Source organism: Clostridium sp. CTA-19 (assembly GCF_054767855.1).
Window position 1 is genome coordinate 20,503 of record NZ_BAAABH010000025.1, and the last position, 19,969, is coordinate 40,471.

The 19,969-nt window shown below is 29.0% G+C and carries 15 protein-coding genes and 1 riboswitch; all 15 genes read left to right on the top strand.

Annotated features, from left to right (window positions below):
• Positions 1 to 125 precede the first annotated feature (125 nt).
• The 15 genes from ACYUE0_RS13245 to ACYUE0_RS13315 all read left to right on the top strand — a co-directional run bounded on the left by ACYUE0_RS13245 (position 126) and on the right by ACYUE0_RS13315 (position 19,956).
• Positions 126 to 1,418 carry an NCS2 family permease gene (locus ACYUE0_RS13245; RefSeq protein ID WP_061995835.1) on the top strand — a complete coding sequence of 431 codons (1,293 nt, stop codon included), beginning with the start codon at positions 126 to 128 and terminating at the stop codon, positions 1,416 to 1,418.
• Positions 1,419 to 1,760: 342 nt separating this feature from the next.
• Positions 1,761 to 2,954, top strand: a complete 1,194-nt coding sequence (locus tag ACYUE0_RS13250) for a pyridoxal phosphate-dependent aminotransferase (RefSeq protein WP_460270946.1) — start codon at positions 1,761 to 1,763, stop codon at positions 2,952 to 2,954.
• Positions 2,955 to 3,099: 145 nt separating this feature from the next.
• Complete coding sequence (locus ACYUE0_RS13255; protein ID WP_460270947.1) at positions 3,100 to 3,363, top strand: hypothetical protein; 264 nt, start codon at positions 3,100 to 3,102, stop codon at positions 3,361 to 3,363.
• A gap of 223 nt (positions 3,364 to 3,586) precedes the next feature.
• Positions 3,587 to 3,759: riboswitch (cobalamin riboswitch) on the top strand.
• Positions 3,760 to 3,893: 134 nt separating this feature from the next.
• Positions 3,894 to 5,342, top strand: a complete 1,449-nt coding sequence (locus ACYUE0_RS13260; RefSeq protein ID WP_460270948.1) for an ABC transporter substrate-binding protein — start codon at positions 3,894 to 3,896, stop codon at positions 5,340 to 5,342.
• A gap of 29 nt (positions 5,343 to 5,371) precedes the next feature.
• Positions 5,372 to 6,400: a FecCD family ABC transporter permease gene (locus ACYUE0_RS13265; protein WP_460270949.1), complete on the top strand. Its 1,029-nt coding sequence runs from the start codon at positions 5,372 to 5,374 to the stop codon at positions 6,398 to 6,400.
• Positions 6,397 to 7,596 (top strand): ABC transporter ATP-binding protein, encoded by a 1,200-nt coding sequence (locus ACYUE0_RS13270; protein WP_460270950.1) that lies wholly within the window; start codon positions 6,397 to 6,399, stop codon positions 7,594 to 7,596. The genes ACYUE0_RS13265 and ACYUE0_RS13270 overlap by 4 nt, the downstream gene beginning before the upstream one ends.
• 45 nt (positions 7,597 to 7,641) lie before the next feature.
• Positions 7,642 to 11,394 (top strand): cobaltochelatase subunit CobN, encoded by a 3,753-nt coding sequence (cobN, locus tag ACYUE0_RS13275; RefSeq protein WP_460270951.1) that lies wholly within the window; start codon positions 7,642 to 7,644, stop codon positions 11,392 to 11,394.
• On the top strand, positions 11,387 to 12,433 hold the full coding sequence (locus tag ACYUE0_RS13280; RefSeq protein ID WP_460270952.1) for a radical SAM protein: 1,047 nt from the start codon (positions 11,387 to 11,389) through the stop codon (positions 12,431 to 12,433). The genes cobN and ACYUE0_RS13280 overlap by 8 nt, the downstream gene beginning before the upstream one ends.
• On the top strand, positions 12,420 to 13,259 hold the full coding sequence (locus tag ACYUE0_RS13285; RefSeq protein WP_460270953.1) for an ABC transporter ATP-binding protein: 840 nt from the start codon (positions 12,420 to 12,422) through the stop codon (positions 13,257 to 13,259). The genes ACYUE0_RS13280 and ACYUE0_RS13285 overlap by 14 nt, the downstream gene beginning before the upstream one ends.
• The gene (locus ACYUE0_RS13290; RefSeq protein ID WP_460270954.1) at positions 13,259 to 13,993 is read left to right on the top strand and encodes an ABC transporter permease; all 735 of its coding nucleotides are present in this window, start codon (positions 13,259 to 13,261) and stop codon (positions 13,991 to 13,993) included. Before ACYUE0_RS13285 ends, ACYUE0_RS13290 begins: the two co-directional genes overlap by 1 nt.
• 31 nt (positions 13,994 to 14,024) lie before the next feature.
• Positions 14,025 to 15,065 (top strand): ATP-binding protein, encoded by a 1,041-nt coding sequence (locus ACYUE0_RS13295; RefSeq protein ID WP_460270956.1) that lies wholly within the window; start codon positions 14,025 to 14,027, stop codon positions 15,063 to 15,065.
• 17 nt (positions 15,066 to 15,082) lie between these two features.
• A complete protein-coding gene (locus tag ACYUE0_RS13300; protein WP_460270957.1) occupies positions 15,083 to 17,038 on the top strand; it encodes a magnesium chelatase subunit D family protein in 1,956 nt (651 codons plus the stop codon).
• Positions 17,039 to 17,076: 38 nt separating this feature from the next.
• Entirely contained in the window at positions 17,077 to 18,126 is a 1,050-nt protein-coding gene (locus ACYUE0_RS13305; protein WP_460270958.1) for an ABC transporter substrate-binding protein, read from the top strand.
• The gene (locus ACYUE0_RS13310) at positions 18,116 to 19,129 is read left to right on the top strand and encodes a FecCD family ABC transporter permease (protein WP_460270960.1); all 1,014 of its coding nucleotides are present in this window, start codon (positions 18,116 to 18,118) and stop codon (positions 19,127 to 19,129) included. The genes ACYUE0_RS13305 and ACYUE0_RS13310 overlap by 11 nt, the downstream gene beginning before the upstream one ends.
• A gap of 29 nt (positions 19,130 to 19,158) precedes the next feature.
• Positions 19,159 to 19,956 (top strand): ABC transporter ATP-binding protein, encoded by a 798-nt coding sequence (locus tag ACYUE0_RS13315; RefSeq protein WP_460270961.1) that lies wholly within the window; start codon positions 19,159 to 19,161, stop codon positions 19,954 to 19,956.
• Positions 19,957 to 19,969: the final 13 nt, after the last annotated feature.

Below are 19,969 nucleotides of genomic sequence, written 5' to 3' on the forward strand. Positions count from 1 at the left end.
GAACGTACAAAAGCAGATTATTTCATAAAAAAATAAAAAAATATTCGTAAAAACTCTTTTCACTTAAAAAGAATTATGCTATTATAATAAGCGTGTTCAAAAAAAAGATAAAGTGAGTGATAGATATGGAAAAGTATTTTAAGCTTAAAGAGAACAATACTAATGTTAAAACAGAGATAGTAGCGGGAATGACTACATTTATGACGATGGCGTATATTTTAATAGTTAACCCATCTATTCTGTCAGTAGCAGGTATGGATTCTGGAGCAGTATTTACAGCAACTGCATTGTCAGCAGTAATAGCAACACTTATAATGGGACTTTATGCAAAATTGCCTTTTGCACAAGCTCCAGGAATGGGATTAAATGCATTCTTTGCTTTTACAATAGTTAAAGGCATGGGATATTCTTATCAATTTGCATTAACGGCAGTATTTTTAGAAGGATTAATATTTATATTTTTGACGTTATTTAATGTTCGTGAAGCAATTGTGGATTCAATACCAGAAAATATTAAAAAAGGAATATCAGTAGGTATAGGTCTATTAATAGCATTAATAGGACTTGAAGGCGCTGGAATAGTAGTTCATCCAGACGGTGGTGGAACAATAGTTGCACTTGGAAATATTATTTCAGGTCAAGGACTTTTAGCAATAATAGGTGTAATACTAACATCAATATTATTAACTAGAAATATAAAAGGGGCATTATTTATAGGAATGCTTCTTACAGCAGTAATTGGTATACCGATGGGAATTACTCATATGCCATCTAATATTGTAAGTATGCCACCATCAATTTCATCTTCAATGTTTGCTTTTGAATGGCATAACATAATTTCTTTAGATATGGTTATTGTATTATTTACATTATTATTTATGGATATGTTTGATACAATAGGAACTTTAGTTGGAGTAGCAACAAAAGCTAAAATGTTAGATGAAAATGGAAAAGTTCCCAATATTAAAAAGGCACTTTTTGCAGATGCAGTAGGAACAACATTAGGTGCTTGTTTAGGGACTAGTACAGTTAGTACCTTTGTTGAAAGTGCATCAGGGGTTGCTGAAGGTGGAAGAACAGGATTAACAGCAGTTTCTACAGCAGTAATGTTTTTCCTAGCATTGTTTTTCTCCCCAATATTCGCTGTAATAACACCAGCTGTAACAGCTTCTGCACTAGTATTAGTAGGATTATTTATGATAGAACCTATAAAAGAAATAGATTTAGATGACTATACTGAAGCTATACCGGCATTTTTAACAATTATAATGATGCCATTTTCATACTCAATATCAGATGGTATAGTTTTTGGTGTAATATCATACATATTATTAAAATTGTGTTCAGGAAAACATAAAGACATAAGTATAACAACAGTTATAATAGGAATAATATTTCTGTTAAAGTTTTTGATATAATACATATAATATAAAAATAGCCAGTAAAAGATAAATTAAGCCCTTATCTTTTAACTGGTTATTTTTACTTTAATTAATATAATTAATTAAAAAGAAATATCCAAAGATTTTAAAAATAAACTCAATTCGTAGCATTTCTATTTCAAATGACATATTAAAACAAATATGATAGAATTAAATAAAGTTATACCTTTACATACATTAAAATTTTGTTTGAAATATTAAACATATCGAATTTTAAATTGTCTCAAATTTTAAACAAGGTATAAAATATAAAACTATATAAAAATATAAAAAAATATATTAATTTTAAATTGTATATGAATATAGGAGGAATAACAAATGAAAATATCAAAAAGAATAGGAAATGTTGAAGCATCAACAATAATGGAACTTTTAACTTATTCAGCAGAAGCTAAGAAAAGTGGTAAAAAAGTATATCATTTAAATATAGGACAACCTGATATTAAAACTCCACAAGGATTTGTAGATGCTATAAGAAATCATAAAGAAGAAGTTTTAGAATATGCATTATCAGAGGGATTACCAGAATTAATAGAAGTTATACAAAAATATTACGAAGGATATAATATCAAATTTAATAAAGATGAAATATTAATAGTAAACGGTGGTAGTGAAGCATTGTTATTTGCTATGTTAACAATATGTGATGAAGGTGACAATATAATAGTTCCAGAGCCATTTTATTCAAATTATAGCAGTTTTGCAAATGCAGTTGGTGTTACTATAAGACCAGTTACAACTTATGCAGAAAATGGTTTTCACCTACCTAAAAAAGAAGAAATATTAGCTAAAATAGATGAAAATACTTCTGCTATACTTTTATCAAACCCTGGAAATCCAACAGGAGTTGTTTACACTAAAGAAGAAATTCAAATGATAGCTGAAATAGCAAAAGAAAAAAATTTATGGGTAATAGCAGATGAGGTTTATAGAGAGTTTGTATATGAAGGAGAGTACACTAGCTTTGGAAATATAAAAGCAGCAGAAGATAGAGTTATAATAGTTGATAGTGTTTCTAAAAGATATAGTGCATGTGGGGCAAGAATAGGTTCTATAGCATCTAAGAATAAAGCTGTTATGACAGAACTTTTAAAATTATGTCAAGCAAGGTTATCAGTTCCAACATTAGAGCAAATAGGGGCGGTTGAGCTTTATAAAACTCCATCTTCTTACTTAAAAGAAGTTAATGAAGAATATAGAGAAAGAAGAGATGTTTTATATAACGAACTTATAAAAGTTCCTGGAGTAGTATGTAAAAAACCAACAGGAGCATTTTATATAATGGCTAAACTACCAGTTGAAAGCGCCGATGATTTTGTAAAGTGGTTATTAAAGGACTTTGAAATAGATGGGAAAACAGTAATGCCTTGTCCAGCAGAAGGTTTCTATGGAACAGAAGGGCTTGGAAAAGACGAAATAAGACTAGCTTATGTATTAGAAAAAGAAACATTAGAAGATGCAGCAAGAATATTAAAAGAAGGATTAAATGAATATTTAAAATTAAATAAGTAATATACGAAAAAAGCTTTCCTAATTTGAACTTATAGGAAGGCTTTTTTTATATGTTTAAAGTGAATATTTTTAATATAAAGTATTAAAGTGGTAAATAGAAAATATAAATAATAGTATATGTAATAAAGGTGATAGGGAGATAATCATGGCAAGTTTAAATAAGTGTAATTTATATTATGATGAGAATGTATATCATTTTTTAGTAGAGTATAGAGGAGATTTTACAAAAGAAATAAACAAAGTTTCTTATGCTTGTGGATATGCAATTAATAATAGTCTTGCGATAGTAGTTGTTGAATTTGAAAACTTAGAGAAATTAAAACAAGATGTTCCATCAATTATTTATATAGATTTTAGAAGTACATTTATATTACAAGATATTTCTCCAGATTATGCAGATAACATATAAACTGTTAAAAATCCAAATTTAGAAGGTGTTGTTCCAGAATATGATTTTGTTATTATAAAAAATAAAATAATGAATAAGATTAAATTTATAATCTATTAAATTAAAAAATTGTAAAATAATTAAAATTTTTCACTGAAAACATGGTATATTTAAGAAAAAAATAAAAAATAGCTTGAAAAATGTAAAATTTAAGAATATAATGAAGGTGTTTGAAATAGAAAATTAAATAGTGTGTATGTTGGGTACCTTTATAGGTATAATAGGGAAAGTGGTTAAAATCCACTACAGCCCCCGCTACTGTATACGGATACGAAATCAAATCCACTGGGTAATACTGGGAAGGATGATTAAGGTTATGCCGTGAGTCAGGAGACCTGCCTAATATATTATGTCATAGATTTCGGAGGGAAATTGGGTGTGTAAAAGATAATAAATATTATTTTGATGTTTATTTTTATTGGATATATAACCTCTGTTTTTCAGAGGTTTTTTTATTTTAAATTATATAAATAAGTTTTTAGGGGGAAAAAATGTTAAGATTAAACAAAAAAATTACAAGAACAATATTAAGTATTACATTATGCACAGTAATAAGCGTAGGATTTGCTGGTTGCTCTAGTTTAAATTCAGCATCTACAACATCTAATGTAGTTGTAGATAATCAAAAAAGTGAAAGTAAAGTTAAAACAAAGTTAGAAGATGAAAAAGTATATGTATCTTTAAAAGATACTACTAATTATTTGAAAGGAGAATTTTTATTAGAAAAAAATACAGTAACAGTTAAAAATAAAGAAGATATTATAACTATAAATTTAGAAAATTATGAAGCAAAAATAAATTCTACAGCTATAAATCTAAAGGATAAAATAAAAAAAGAAAATGATGATGTATACGTTATAATGGATTTTCTGAATGAAGCTGTAGATGCTAGATTTACATATAATAAAGAAAATAAAGAATTAAACATAAAAACAGAAATGCCATTAGAGTATACAAAGGCTTTTAGTGTTAAGTATTTGAAAGGTGGCATTAAAAAAATAACTGATGGAGAAAAGAGAACTTTGATTTTAGTTCCACAAGGAAAAGAAGTTCCAAAAGAATATAAAGATGAAATAGTAATTAATACTCCAATAGATAATGTTTTGCTAGGTTCTACAACTCAAGCATGCTTATTAAGATCAATAGGTGCTCTTAACAGTGTTAAAGCTGTAACTACAGAAGCTAAAAATTGGAGTATAGATGAGATAAAAAATGGAATGGAAAAGGGCGATATAGAGTTTGTTGGAAGAGGAGATTCACCAGATTATGAAAAAATATCTATGATGAAACCGGATTTGGCAGTGGTGTATACTGGGCCATCAGGACAACAAAAACTTATTGAAAAGCTAAAGGAATTGAATATAAATTATGTAGTTGATAATGAATATTTAGAAGAAAATCCTTATGGAAGAATGGAATGGGCTAAATTAATGAGTGCATTTTATGATAAAGAGGAAGAATCAGAAAAGCAATTTAATGAAGCTATAGAAAAAGTTAAGGCTGCAAGTAAAAATATAGAGGGAAAAGATAAGCCTAAAATTGTATGGGCAACAATAAGTAAAGGAAAAGTATATATACCTAAAGGTGATTCATATGTTGCAAAAATGATAGAGATGGCTGGCGGAGAATATATGTTTAAAGATGATGGAATAGGAAGTGGGAACATAAGCATAGAGGAGTTATATGCAAAGGCTAATGATGCAGATATATTTATGTATTCTTCTACTACAAACTATACACCAACATTAAAAAATGTTATTGAACAAGCTCCTATCCTTGAGAAACTTGATGTAGTTAAAAATAAAAAAGTTTGGTGTTTTGCTCCAGATTACTATCAATCAATAGATAAAACAGATGAACTTATTATAGATTTAATGGAAATATTCCATCCAGGTTCTATAGGTGAAGATATAAAACATTATGTAAATTATAAAGAATAAAGAATTAAAAATTAATATTGGAGAGAAAGATGGAATTTATAAAAAAATCTAGAGTTAAATACACAATTATTTTTTCTGTATTAATATTAGCACTATTTTTCACATTAACTTTTTGTATTTGTTTTGGGTCTGTAAAAATAGGTGCTTTGAATGTAAGTAATATTTTATTTAATAAAGATATCATAGAGGATCCTTTTTATGATATAGTTTGGAATATTAGATTTCCAAGGGCATTAGCTACAGTAATAGGAGGGTCAGCATTAGCTTGTTCAGGATTATTACTTCAAATATTTTTTAAAAATCCTATAGTTGAGCCTTATGTTTTAGGAGTATCATCAGGAGCTTCTCTTGCTGTTGGGATTATTATGCTGGGAGGTTTGAGTTTTGGGTTTGAAAGCATTTCGCCTTTTATGTTAGTAGCAGCAGCCTTTATAGGTTCATTGATAGTTATGTGTATAGTAATTATTTTTGCAGGAAAAGTAAAAAGCGTAGTTACGCTATTAGTAATAGGTATGATGTTTGGATATCTGTGCAGTGGGGTTACAAGCGTATTAACAGCTTTTGCTGATAAGGAAAAACTTCAGGGATTTACAATTTGGAGAATGGGCAGCTTTTCAGGATTTACATGGGAACAAGTTAGGGCTTTAATGATTATAGGAATTCCAGCTATACTATTAAGTATGATTATTATAAAGCCTTTAAACGCATTTTTATTAGGTGAAGATTATGCTAAAAGTATGGGTGTGAAGATTAAAAATTTTCGTATAGCTATTGTAGCAATTTCAAGCATTTTAGCTTCAGTTGTAACTGCATTTTCAGGTCCGGTTGCATTTATTGGTTTAGCAGTTCCTCAAATTTCAAGACTTATATTTAAAACAACAGATAATAAAGTACTTGTACCAGGAACAATAATATTAGGAGGTATAGTAACATCTATTTGTGACTTGATTGCTAGAACTATTTTTGCACCAATTGAACTACCAATAAGTGCTATAACTTCTTTTATTGGAGCACCAATAGTTATTTTCCTTATACTTAAAAGGAGGAGCACTATATGATGATGTTAGAAACTAAGAATTTATCTGTTGGTTATGATAAAAAAGTTGTAGTTAATAATGTTGAGATACAAGTGAATAAAGGTGAAATACTTTGTTTTTTAGGTGCAAATGGAGCTGGGAAAACTACAGTGTTAAGAACCCTTTCAACGCTTTTAAAGACTATTGACGGGGAAGTTTATTTAAAAAATGAAAATATAGATAAAATTGATAAAAAGGAACTTGCTAAAAAATTAGCATTAGTTTTAACAAATAAATTTTCAGGAGAGTTAACTACTGCATATGAAATCGTATCCACGGGAAGGTATCCTCATACTGGTTTTTTTGGACGACTTAATGAAAACGATAATGAAAAAATATTGGAAGCTTTATCAGTTGTAAATGCAGAACATTTAAAAGAAAGATATTTTAATGAATTAAGTGATGGAGAAAAACAAAAAGTTTTAGTAGCAAGAGCACTAGTTCAAGAACCAGAAATTATTATATTAGATGAACCAACAACTCATTTAGATATAAGACATAGATTAGAACTTATGGATATTTTAAAAGAGCTTAGCAAGAAAAAAAATATAGCAGTTGTAGTTTGTTTACATGAGATAGACATTGCTATTAAAAGTTGCGATAAAGTAGTTTTAATAAAAGATAATTCTATGTTGGCATATGGAACTCCAGAAGATGTAGTAGATGAAAAAGTAATAAACAATTTATATGGTATGGAAAATAATTATAATAATTTATTAGGATCGGTAGAACTTAAAAATAAATGTAAACCTGAAGTATTTATACTTGGTGGATGTGGTAAGGCTTCTCACATATATAGGGCTCTTACTAAACGATATATAGGAATTTCAACAGGAATACTTTATGAAAATGATATTGATTATGAAGTAGCAAGGACTATGGGATTAGAGATTTATAGTGCTAAACCCTATGAAAAAATTAAAGAGAAGGATGTAATCTATGCTAATAATGCATTAAATGATGTAAATATAGTTATAGATTCTGGGGCAAGTCTTCAGGGTATAAATAAATTAAATACTGAAATTATTAGGGAAGCTATAAGAAGAAAAAAGATAGTTTTATCTTTAAGAAATGAATATGAGACTATGAGACTATTTAGTGATTGTTATAAAAATATTAAAAATGTAAATAGTATATTAGAGCTTTTAAACGAGTGTCATATAGTAATTAAAAAATAATTTAATAAATGCAGTAGCGCATATTTTAGGAGGTGTAGGATTAAAATGTTTAGACTTTTATTTATAATGTCTCCAATGGATTCATCATACAAATTAAAAGAAGTAAATATGTCACTTCAAGAAAAATACAATAATGAATTTTCTATAGAGTTTATGGATACATATACAATAGATGAAAATCCAGAAGAATTTAATAGGTGCATGAGAGAAATTCAATGTTCAGATATGATTTTTATCACGGCACATGGTGGAATAAGTTACTTTAAAAGCTTAAATAAAATAATGGACAAGTATCAAGGAAAAAAGAAATTTTTTATTCATTCAGGTCTAGATGATGAAAATAATGAATTATTTAAAAAATCATCAATTTCTAAAGAGGAATATATAGATATATTAAACTATTTTTTAATAGGAGATACTGAAAATTTAGAAAATATGATACTGCATTTAGCTAAAAATTTAGGTGAAAAAAATTATAAAGTTAATTCACCTAAATATCCTAAATGGGAAGGTATATATTATCCAGGAAGAAATATAGAAAACCATGAAGAATATATAGAAGGTTTAAGAAATAATGAAAAGCCGATTATTGCTATTTTATTTTATAGCAAATATATGCATGAAAATAATGTAGAACATATTGATAGATTTATAAAAGAGATAGAAAATCTACAAGGTCAACCATTAGCAATATATACATCTAGTGCCCCTAATCTATCTATGGGATGTAAGGGATTTCAATGGGTTGTTGATAATATATTGATGAAAGATGGTAAATCCCAAGTTGATGCAATTATAAATACTATAGGATATTCTCAAAGTATATTAAGTAACCCTGGAGATGGTACAACTGTAGTGGATAAAAGTATATTTGAAAATATAAAAGTCCCAGTATTTCAAGGATTAAACACTTATCAAAGTTTTGAAAATTGGGAAAATTCATTGCAAGGTGTTGACATGATGTCTCTTACAGGAAGTGTTTATTATCCAGAGTTTGATGGACAAATAATTACTGTAACTACATCTTATTGCGAAAAAGTAAAAGATGAAATAGGAGAAAAATTAGTATTTAAGCCAATCAAAGAAAGAATTAATAAAGTCTGTAGGTTAGCTTTAAATTGGGCAAAGCTTAGAGTTATGGAAAATAAAAATAAGAAAGTAGCAATAATTTTTCATAATATGCCACCAAGAAATGATATGATTGGTTGTGCTTTTGGATTAGATACTCCTGCTACTGTATTTAATATAGTAGAAAAATTAAAAAGTGAGGATGTATATACAGAGTATGATTTTGAAAATGGTGATGAAATAATAAATAGAATTATTGATGCTGTAAGTAATGATATGAGATGGCTATCACCAGAAAAGGCTATAGAAAAGAGTGTAGATATAATAGAGGGTAATTTATATAGAAAATGGTTTTCTAATCTTTCCGAAAAGGTTCAGAATAAAATGACACATGATTGGGATACTCCACCTGGGGAATTTATGGTATTTAATGATAAACTCCCAATACCAGGTATTATTAACGGAAATATATTTATAGGACTTCAACCACCAAGGGGATATGAAGAAAAGGCAGATGAAGTTTATCATAGTACAGATATTGTTCCACCTCACCAATATATAGCTTTTTACAAGTGGGTAAAAAATGTATTTAAAGCTGATGTAATTGCGCATATTGGAACACATGGTACATTAGAATGGCTTCCTGGAAAAGAAGTTGGACTTTCGAAAGATTGTTACACAGATATTGCAATTGATGATATGCCTCATATTTATCCTTATAGCATAAATGTTGTAGGTGAAGGAATTCAGGTAAAAAGAAGAGGAAATGGAGTTATTTTAGATCACCTTATTCCGTCACTTATGCAAAGTGGAACTTATGGTGAAATGGAAAATGTTGATGATTTAATAAAGCAGTACTATCATGCAAAACAAGGAGATAATACAAAAGTAAAACATATAGAAGATGAGATAGTAAATTTAGTTGTAAAAAATAATTATCATATAGATTTAAATATGAGTAAAGAAGAAATAAAAAATGATTTTAATTTATTTATGGAACGTTTTCATGGTTGGATTGAAGAAATCAAAAACTCCTTAATAAAAGATGGCTTACATATTTTTGGTAAAGTTCCGGAAGAAGAAAGGTTTGAAAATTTAGTTTCTGCACTTTTAAGAATATCTAATAGCAATATTTTATCATTAATTGAAGGTGTCTGTATTGCTTGTGAATTAGATTATGAATATTTAAAAGATAATCCATATGATATCAATAATGCAGGGAAAACAAATTTAATGTTATTAGATGAAATGGAAGAGATAAGTAGGGACATAATAAATAAAATTCATAAATCAAATTATGAAATTAAAACTATTGAAGATATATTAAAGAAATATTTTAAAGTAGAAACAAGCAATTTAAATGATTTAAGAAAAACATTAGAGTATGCATGTACTGTTGTTAAAAATAAATTGAATGGTACAACAGATGAAATTAAATATTTTATAAATGCAGTAAATGGAGAATTTGTGCCACCTGGTGGTTCAGGAAGTCCAACTAGAGGAAGAGTAGATATATTACCAACAGGAAGAAATTTTTATTCTATAGATCCTACTTCGGTTCCTACTAGAGCATCATGGAAAGTAGGTAAACAACTTGGTGATAATTTAATAAGCAAATATTTAAATGATGAAGGAAAATATCCTGAAACAGTTGTAATGATTGTATATTCTGGAGAAACGATGAAAACTTGCGGAGATGATATATCTCAGGCTCTTTATTTAATGGGAATAAAGCCTAAATGGTTAGGAGATACAGATAAAGTAATAGGACTTGAAGTTATACCATTACAAGAATTAAAAAGACCAAGAATTGACGTTACTTTAAGAATATCTGGTCTTTTTAGAGATACTTTTCCTAATATTATTGAATTAGTTGAGGATGCCGTTAATCTTGCATCAAGCCTAGATGAAAGTGATGATACAAACTATATAAGAAAAAACATATTAAGTGAAATTAATAATTTAATTAAAAGTGGTATTGAAGTGGAAAAATCACAACAACAAGCAAGTTTAAGAATATTTGGATGTCCTCCAGGGACATACGGTGCTGGTGTAGACACATTAATTAATAGTAAGAATTGGAATGATGTTAGTGACATTGGAAATGTATATGCATTATGGGGTGGACATGCTTATGGGCGTAAAATTCATGGAGATAAACTTAAAGATGTATTTGCAAAAAGATTGTCTTTAGCACAAGTAACTGTTAAAAATGAATCTTCACAAGAAATAGATATGCTTGATAGTGATGATTTTTATAATTATCATGGAGGTCTTATTGCAGCAGTAAGAACTTTTTCAGGGAAAATGCCTAAATCTTATTGTGGAGATACTAGTGATCCATCTAGAGCTAAAGTCAAAGAAGTTAAAGAAGAAACAGCGAGAATCATGCGATGTAGAATTTTAAATCCAAAATGGTTTGAGGGACTTAAGCCGCATGGATATAAAGGTGCTCAGGAAATTTCAGGTATGGTAGATTTCGTATTTGGATGGGATGCAACTGCCGATGTTGTTGAAGATTGGATGTATGAAAAAATAAGTGAAACTTATCTTTTTGATGATGAAAAAAGAGAGTGGATAAAAAGTGTGAATTCATGGGCTATACACAGTATGGCTGAAAGATTGTTAGAAGCTAATCAAAGAGGCATGTGGAATGCAAATAAGGAAAGTATAGAAAAATTAAGACAGATATACATGGACATAGAAGGAGATATAGAAGATTATGTTTAAAAATGTAAAATTTTTAGTGCTATGGCTAACTAATGATTGCAATTTGAGATGTAAATACTGTTATGCAAATGCAGGAGAGAAAAATGAATATATGACCTTTGAGACAGCAAGAAAAGCATTAGAAATGCCAAAGTCTAAATTTAAACTCCAACTAGCAGGAGGTGAACCACTTTTAAACTTTAATCTTGTTAAAGATATATATAATTATTTAAAAGTTAATAATCCAGAAATCAAAATTCAAATGCAAACTAATGGAGCTTTGATAAATAGTGAAGTTGCTAAGGAAATTAAGAAAATGGATATATCCCTTGGTGTAAGTTTAGATGGACCTATAGGAATTAATGAAAAATTAAGAGGGAAAACAAAGGATGTTATAAATAGAATAAAAATCTTAGCACAGGAAGGTATAATGGTAAATCTAAATTGTGTCGTAACTAATGAAAGTATTCAACATTTACATAAGCTTGTAGACTTAGCTTTATATTTAGGAAATGTTGGAGGTATAGGCCTTGATTTATTAAGAGAAACTGGAAGAGCTTCTAATGGTGAAGTAAAAAAGGCAACTCCATCTCAAATAGAAAAGCATTTAAAAGAGGCCTACAATAGGAGTATTGAATTATATAAATTAACTGGAAGAAAAATAATTATAAGAGAAATAGAGGATGCAAGAAAAAGAATTACAGAAAATAATATATGCACAGATTATTGCCATGCAGTCTATGGAGGGTCTATGGTGGTACATCCTGATGGAAGCTTATATCCTTGCGGTTCTCTTAGTAAAGATGAGAAATATTATATGGGGAATATCTCTAATTTATCTTCACAAAGAGAGATTAGAATAACTAATAATAAATCTGAAAGTTGTAAAATATGCAAATATGAAAAAATTTGTGTAGGAGCATGTCCAGCAAGGAATATTATAAATGGTAAAAGTAGTGAAATAAACATTGAGGATTGTACTTTAAGAAAAACCTCTTTTAAGATTGTAGAAAAAGAAATTAAACAGGGTGGAGAGGAGTATAAGAATGCTAATTATTAAAGAGCTTACAAAGAAATATAATAATGTAATGGCAGTAAATAAGTTAAATTTGCAAATTAGCAAAGGTGAATTCTTTGGGCTTTTAGGGCCTAATGGCGCTGGAAAGAGCACAAGCATTAGAATGATAAGTACACTGACTCCACCTACGTCAGGAGATATTATTATAAATAATGAAAATATGAATAGAAATTTGCAAGAAGTTAAAAAGAAAATAGGTGTAGTACCGCAAGGAAATAATTTAGAAGTTGAAATGACAGCTTGGGAAAATCTTGAGCTTCATGGAAGACTTTATAAAATGCCTAAACATATAAGAAGAAAAAGAATAGAGGAACTTTTAGAATTTACCGAACTTACTAAAAGGGCTAATGAAATTGTTAAAGGATATTCTGGTGGAATGAAAAGAAAACTTATGATAGCAATAGCACTTATGCATAATCCTGACTTACTTCTTTTAGATGAACCAACAGTAGGACTTGATGCAAATGCAAGGAGAAAAATGTGGGATTTGCTTAAAAGGTTAAAAGATGAAGGACTAACAGTATTATTAACAACTCACTATATTGAAGAAGCTGAGATTTTGTGCGATAGAGTAGGGCTTATAGATGGTGGAAGTCTAATGGAACTAGATTCTCCAAAAAAGTTAATAGAAAAGGTTGGTAAATTTACTGTTGAGTATTTTAAAAATGGAGAAACTAAAGAAGAATTTTTTGAAACAAGGGAAGAAGCTACTTTATTTGCATCTAAATTAGAAGGAAATGTAAATATTAGATCATCAAATTTAGAAGATGTATTTATTAAATTAACTAATAGAAGGGTGGAAGCATAATGTCAACATTTACAAGCATTTTATGGCAAGAATATATACTATTTAAACGTAAATTTTGGACTATAACTTTGGCATCAATGGTTTCACCTATTTTGTATTTAATAGCCTTTGGATGGGGACTTGGTGGAGGTGTAACTGTAGAAGGTAAAGCTTATATTAATTTTGTAATTCCAGGAATTATTGCTTTAACTACAATGACATCAAGTTATAATAACACAGCAAATTCAGTTAATATATCAAGAATATTTTATAAAACCTTTGAAACTTTTATGATAGCACCTATTTCTATAGCATATTATGCGTTAGGGAAAATAGTAGCTGGAGCATTAATGGGAATGTATTCAGCATTATTAATAATAGTTTTATCTATAATTTTTAAAGCAGGAATAACAATAAATTTTTATTTTATTTTAATAATTATTCTTAATTGTTTAGTTTTCGCAGCAATAGGATTTACAGTAGGGGTATTTATAAATTCACATAGCGATATGTCAAAGTTTTCAAGCTTTGTTATTACACCAATGTCATTTTTATGTGGAACATTTTTTTCATTAGATAAAATGCCATTAACAATAAAGAATATTATATGGTTATTGCCACTAACTCATACTAGTTTGGGATTAAGAAGTAGTAATGACAATTTAACGAATATGATTATACATCCTATTATTTTAATTTTATATTTTATATTTATATTTTTAATAGGAATAAGAAAATGTAAAAGAGCAGAATAACAATGCTTATATTTGAAGGGAGTCTTATAAAATGAAAAATACAAAAGAAATTTATCCATTTACAGCAATTGTTGGTCAAGATAGTATGAAAAAAGCATTAATACTTAATGTTATAAACCCATCTCTTGGAGGTGTTCTGATAAGAGGAGAAAAAGGTACTGCTAAATCAACAGCAGTTCGTGCTTTAGCAGAGCTTTTACCAGAAAAGTCACAGGTTGAAGGATGTATTTTTGGATGTGATCCTAAAAATAAAAGTAATATTTGTATAGAATGTGGTGAAAAAATAGAGAAGAATAAAGTTTTAAAAGAAAAAAAAGAAAAGATGAGAGTGGTAGATTTACCAGTTAGTGCTACAGAAGATAGAGTTGTAGGAACTTTAGATATTGAATATGCAATTAAAAATGGAGAAAAGAAATTTGAGCCAGGAATTTTGGCTAATGCTAATAGAAATATTCTTTATGTAGATGAAGTAAACCTTCTTGATGATCATGTAGTAGATGTTTTACTTGATTCAGCAGCTATGGGGGTAAACACAATAGAAAGAGAAGGTGTGTCTTTTTCACATCCAGCTAAATTTATTCTTGTAGGTACTATGAATCCAGAAGAAGGAGATTTAAGACCGCAACTTCTAGATAGATTTGGTATGGTAGTTGATGTAATAGGTGAGAGGGATAGCGAAAAAAGAGTTCAAGTAATTAAAAGAAGATTAGAATATGAAAACAATAAGGAAAGTTTTATATTAAGTTATGAGGAAGAGCAAAAAAAATTAAGAGATAAAATTGTAAAAGCAAAGGATATATTAAAAGAAGTTACTTTTGATGAAAAAATATTACAAATGGCAGCAACTATAAGTATAGAAATGGATGTAGATGGTCATAGGGCAGATATAAGTATGATAAAAACAGCAATGACTATAGCTGCATTAAATGGAAGAAAGAATGTAACTAGTGAAGATATGATTGAATCAGCAAAGTTAACCCTTCCACATAGAATGAGAAAAAAACCATTTGAAGAAGGAGTTATGAATTTTTCTAAGATTGAAGAAATAATTAACGAAATAGAAATAGCTTAAGGAAGGAGTGCTTTTAGATGATAGAAAATAGCGTATATCCTTTTGCGGCAGTTATCGGACAAGATGAAGTTAAAAAGGCCCTTATTTTAAATATAATAAATCCATCTATAGGTGGGGTTTTAATAAGTGGAGAAAAAGGTACAGCAAAGTCAACGGTTGTAAGAGGGCTGGCTCAACTTATGCAAGATATGAAAGTTATTAATTTACCATTAAATATAACAGAGGACAGGTTAGTTGGAACCATTGACATAGAAGAAGCTATAACTAAAGGTGAAAGAAATTTTCAGCCAGGAATATTAAAAAAAGCACATAAAAATATTTTATATATAGATGAAGTTAATCTTTTAAGTGAACATATTGTTAATTGTCTTTTAGAAGTATCTTCATTAGGTATAAATACTGTTGAAAGAGAAGGAATATCTTATAGACACAAGTCTGAATTTGTTTTAGTTGGAACTATGAATCCTGAGGAAGGAAACTTAAGATCTCAATTTTTAGATAGGTTTGGATTATATTTAGATGTTAAGGGTAGTAACAATGTAATAGAAAGAAAAGAGATAATTAGAAGAAGATTAAGATATGAAGAAAATCCAATTGAATATATAAATGAATGGAAAGATGAATCTAAGAAAATTTTACTTAAAATTTTAAAAGGAAAAGAATGCTTGAAAAAAGTTGAGATTTCAGAAAGTGTAATGAAGCTTGCGGTAGAATTTTCTAAAAAAGCAAATTGTTCTGGACATAGAGCAGAACTTGTAATTATAGAAACTGCAAAAGCTATTGCAGCTTTTGAAAATAGAAAAAATATAACTGTTAATGATATTAAAGAGGCGGCTAAATTAGCTCTTCCACATAGGATGAGAGACACTCCACCTAAAGATGAGCCACAGGAAAATTATGATGAAGACCAAGAAATGGATGATGAAAGCCAAGACGTGGATGATGATAATTTAGAAAAAAATGAAGATGAGAATAATCAAGGGGATAGTAAAGAGCAGACAGAGACTGAGAATGATGCTGAATCACAGGATTTTAACGAAAAGGAAGAAGATAATAGTGATGAAGATACAAGTAATGTTAAAGAAAGTTCGGAAAATGAAGAAAAAAAAGATAAGGAAAATAGCAGTGAAAATGATGTTGTAGACGATATTGGAAGAATATTTACAGCAAAATCTTTAAATATTCATACTATGGATAGAAAAAAACGTAGAGGTAGTGGGAAAAGAAGTAGAACAAAAACAGACTTAGTTCAGGGAAGATACATAAGATATACACTTCCAAAGGAAAAGTCAAAAGATATAGCTTTTGACGCTACTCTTAGAGCAGCAGCACCATATCAGAAAGTAAGAGAAAAACATGGACTTGCTGTTGCTATAAATAAAAATGATTTTAGAGAAAAGGTAAGAGAAAAACGAACAGGAAGCACTATAATGTTTATTGTTGATGCTAGCGGTTCTATGGGAGCAAAAAAGAGAATGACTGCAGTTAAAGGTGCTATAGTTTCTCTTCTTACAGATGCATATCAAAAGAGGGACAAAGTAGGTATGATAGCTTTTAGAAAAAAAGAGGCTGAGGTTTTACTAGGAATTACTAGAAGTGTAGAACTTGCAGAAAAAAGTCTTAAAACATTACCTACAGGAGGAAAAACTCCATTAGCATCAGGGCTTTCTAAAGGATATGAAATTTTAAAAGCACATAAAAAGAAAGATCCTGATATGGTTCCAGTTATGGTCCTTGTATCTGATGGAAGGGCAAATTCTTCAAAAAACGAAGGAGATCCTTTTAAAGAGGCTATAAATATGGCAAATATAATTTCTAAGGAAGGAATACAAACTATAGTTATAGACACAGAGCAGGATTTTATAAAGTTAGGTTTGGCTAAAGAAATTGCACAGGCTATGGATGCAGAATATTATAAGATAGAAGATTTAGAAGCAGGAGAAATAGCAGGTGCTATAAGGGAATGTGTTTAAAATAAGAGTTAAAGGTATAAAAGGGGGAAAATGAGGGGATGAAAAAGGTACAAATACTAGCGCTAATAATGGTGTTATCCATTGGTCTAACTGGATGTGGTGTCAATAAAAATGATAATAAGATAGAAAATAAGACTAAATCAACTATGTCACAAGATGTAAAGGATAAGGATATAGGGTCAAAAGGTAATGTTACTATATCTGAAGGTAAAGGATACCCTATTGTTATAAAGGATATGATGGGAAATGAAGTTACATTACAAGAAAAACCTAAAAAATTAGCAGCAGCATCATCAACTTTCTTAGGAAGTTTATATGCAGTAGGAGGAGAATCTATTTGTACTCCTAACTTATCTAAAGGAAGTCCTGCACCAAAGGAAGCTGAAAATCTTCCAACAATAGGTAAGGTTTATAATCCAGATGTGGAAAAACTAATTTCACTTAAACCAGATTTAGTAATTGCTCAGTTTGGAATACAAAATAAGCTAGTGCCTACACTAAAAGAAAGTAATATACCAGTTTTGGTTTTACAAATGAAAACTTATGATGAAGTATTAGAAAATTTAAAAATAATGGGAAGAATAGTTGGAAATGAAGATAAGGCAGAAGCAATTATAGATAATATGAATAAAGAAAAGAATAAAATAGTAAAAAAACTTCCAAAACAGTCTAAAAAAATAGTTGTATTATATGCTACATCTAATGATATATCAGTAAAACTTGAAAATAGTATAGCTGGAAATGTTGCAGAAATATTAAAATTAAATAATATAGCATCAGGAAAAAAACCAGAGAAAATGGGAGATGAAGCTATTCCATTTAGTATTGAAGAAATAGTGAAGGAAGATCCAGATGTTATTTTAGTAACTAGTATGGTGAAATCTGATAAAATGGCTAAAGAAGTAATAGAAAAGCAACTAGGAAGTGATTCTGTATGGAAAAATTTAAAAGCAGTTAAAGAAAATAAAATAGTATATTTACCACAAAAATATTTTTTATATAATGCAGGAGAAAATTTTGTAGATGGAATAGAATTTATGGCTAAAGGAGTATACCCAGAAATTTATGGTGAGTTAAATGAAAAATAGTTTAAAAACTATTAAAGAAAAAAATAGTAATTTTTATAAAGTATTTATGATAATGATTTTTTTTGGACTAAGTATAGCTGCATTTGTAGTAGGAAACATATATGGTTCTATGGATATATCTATAAAAAGTATAATAGGTATACTAAAATGTCCTAATAATTTAGACCCACAGTGGCTTGTAATATGGAATGTTAGAATTCCAAGAACTATTGTAGGAATATTAGTAGGAATTAATTTATCTATTTCTGGAGCTATATTACAAGGCGTAATGAGAAACCCACTAGCAGATCCAGGGATAATAGGTATATCTTCTGGAGCTGGACTTACAGGTATAATTATATTAATACTTTTTCCACAGTATCAATATTTAGTTCCACCAGTAGCATTTTTAGGAGCAATGATAGCAGCAGTTATGGTGTATATACTGGCATGGCAAAATGGTATACAGCCAATGAGGGTAGTATTGGCTGGGGTAGCAGTATCAGCAGTATTAGGAGCAGGTATATCTGCACTTATGGTGTTTTTTAGTGAAAGAGTTCATGGAGCTATAATGTTTATGAATGGTGGATTGTCTGCAAAAAGTTGGCCTCAAGTGTATATGATTTTACCTTATACAATAGTAGGTATAATAATTGCATTTTTAATGGCAGAAAGATTGAACATACTAGTTTTAGGTGATGATGCAGCACGAGGATTGGGAATTAATGTGGAATTTGTAAGATTTGAACTTGTTGTTATAGCAGCAATGCTTGCAGCTAGTGCTGTGTCTGTTGTAGGGCTTCTATCTTTTGTAGGGCTTGTAATTCCTCATACAGTAAGACTCATATTAGGAAGCAACTATAAGTATTTAATTCCTGGATCAGCATTTTTAGGAGCGGCTATAGTTGTGTTTTGTGATACTTTAGGAAGAACTATTTTTGCACCAATAGAAATACCAGTGGGAATAATAATGGCTCTTTTAGGAGCACCGTTTTTCTTATATTTATTAAGAAGACAAAGATAAAAATTAAAAAATATTAATAAGGTGATATTGTGAATGTTTTAAGGGTAGAAAATTTGAAAGTTAGTTATGGAGAAAAAGAAGTATTAAAAGGGATAAGTTTTAATATAGAAAGTGGAAAAATAGTATCTATAATAGGCCCTAATGGATGTGGAAAAACTACTCTTCTCAAGACTATAAGTAGAAATTTAAAACCAAATGAAGGTAAGATTTTATTAAATGGAAAAGATGTGTATAAATTTAAAAATAAAAATTTAGCAAGAATTATGGCAACGCTTTCACAAAGCAATGTGTGTCCAGATGATGTTTCTATAAAGGAATTGGTATCTTATGGTAGGTATGCACATAAAAAATTTTTTTCAGGATTTACAAAAGAAGATGAAGAAATAATAAATTGGGCAATAAGTAGGACAGGACTTAATGAAATGAAAAATAGAAAAGTCATTACTTTATCAGGTGGTGAAAGGCAAAGGGCATGGATTGCAATGGCTATAGCTCAAAAACCATCAATTCTTATTTTAGATGAACCTACTACCTACTTAGATATAAGTTATCAGCTTGAACTTTTAGATCTTATTAAAAGTTTAAATGAAAAAGAAAAAATAACCATAGTTATGGTACTTCATGATATAAATCAAGCATGTAAATATTCACATGAGCTTATTGTTATTAAAAATGGATATTTATACGAAAAAGGAAGTCCATCTAAGATTATAAATGATAATATGCTTAAAGAAGTATTTAGGTTAAAAGCGTATATAAATGAAGATAAAGACACAAAAAAGCCAATTATATATCCTAAAGAAGTTTTTAGTAAATTAAATATATAAATAGTTTAGCAAA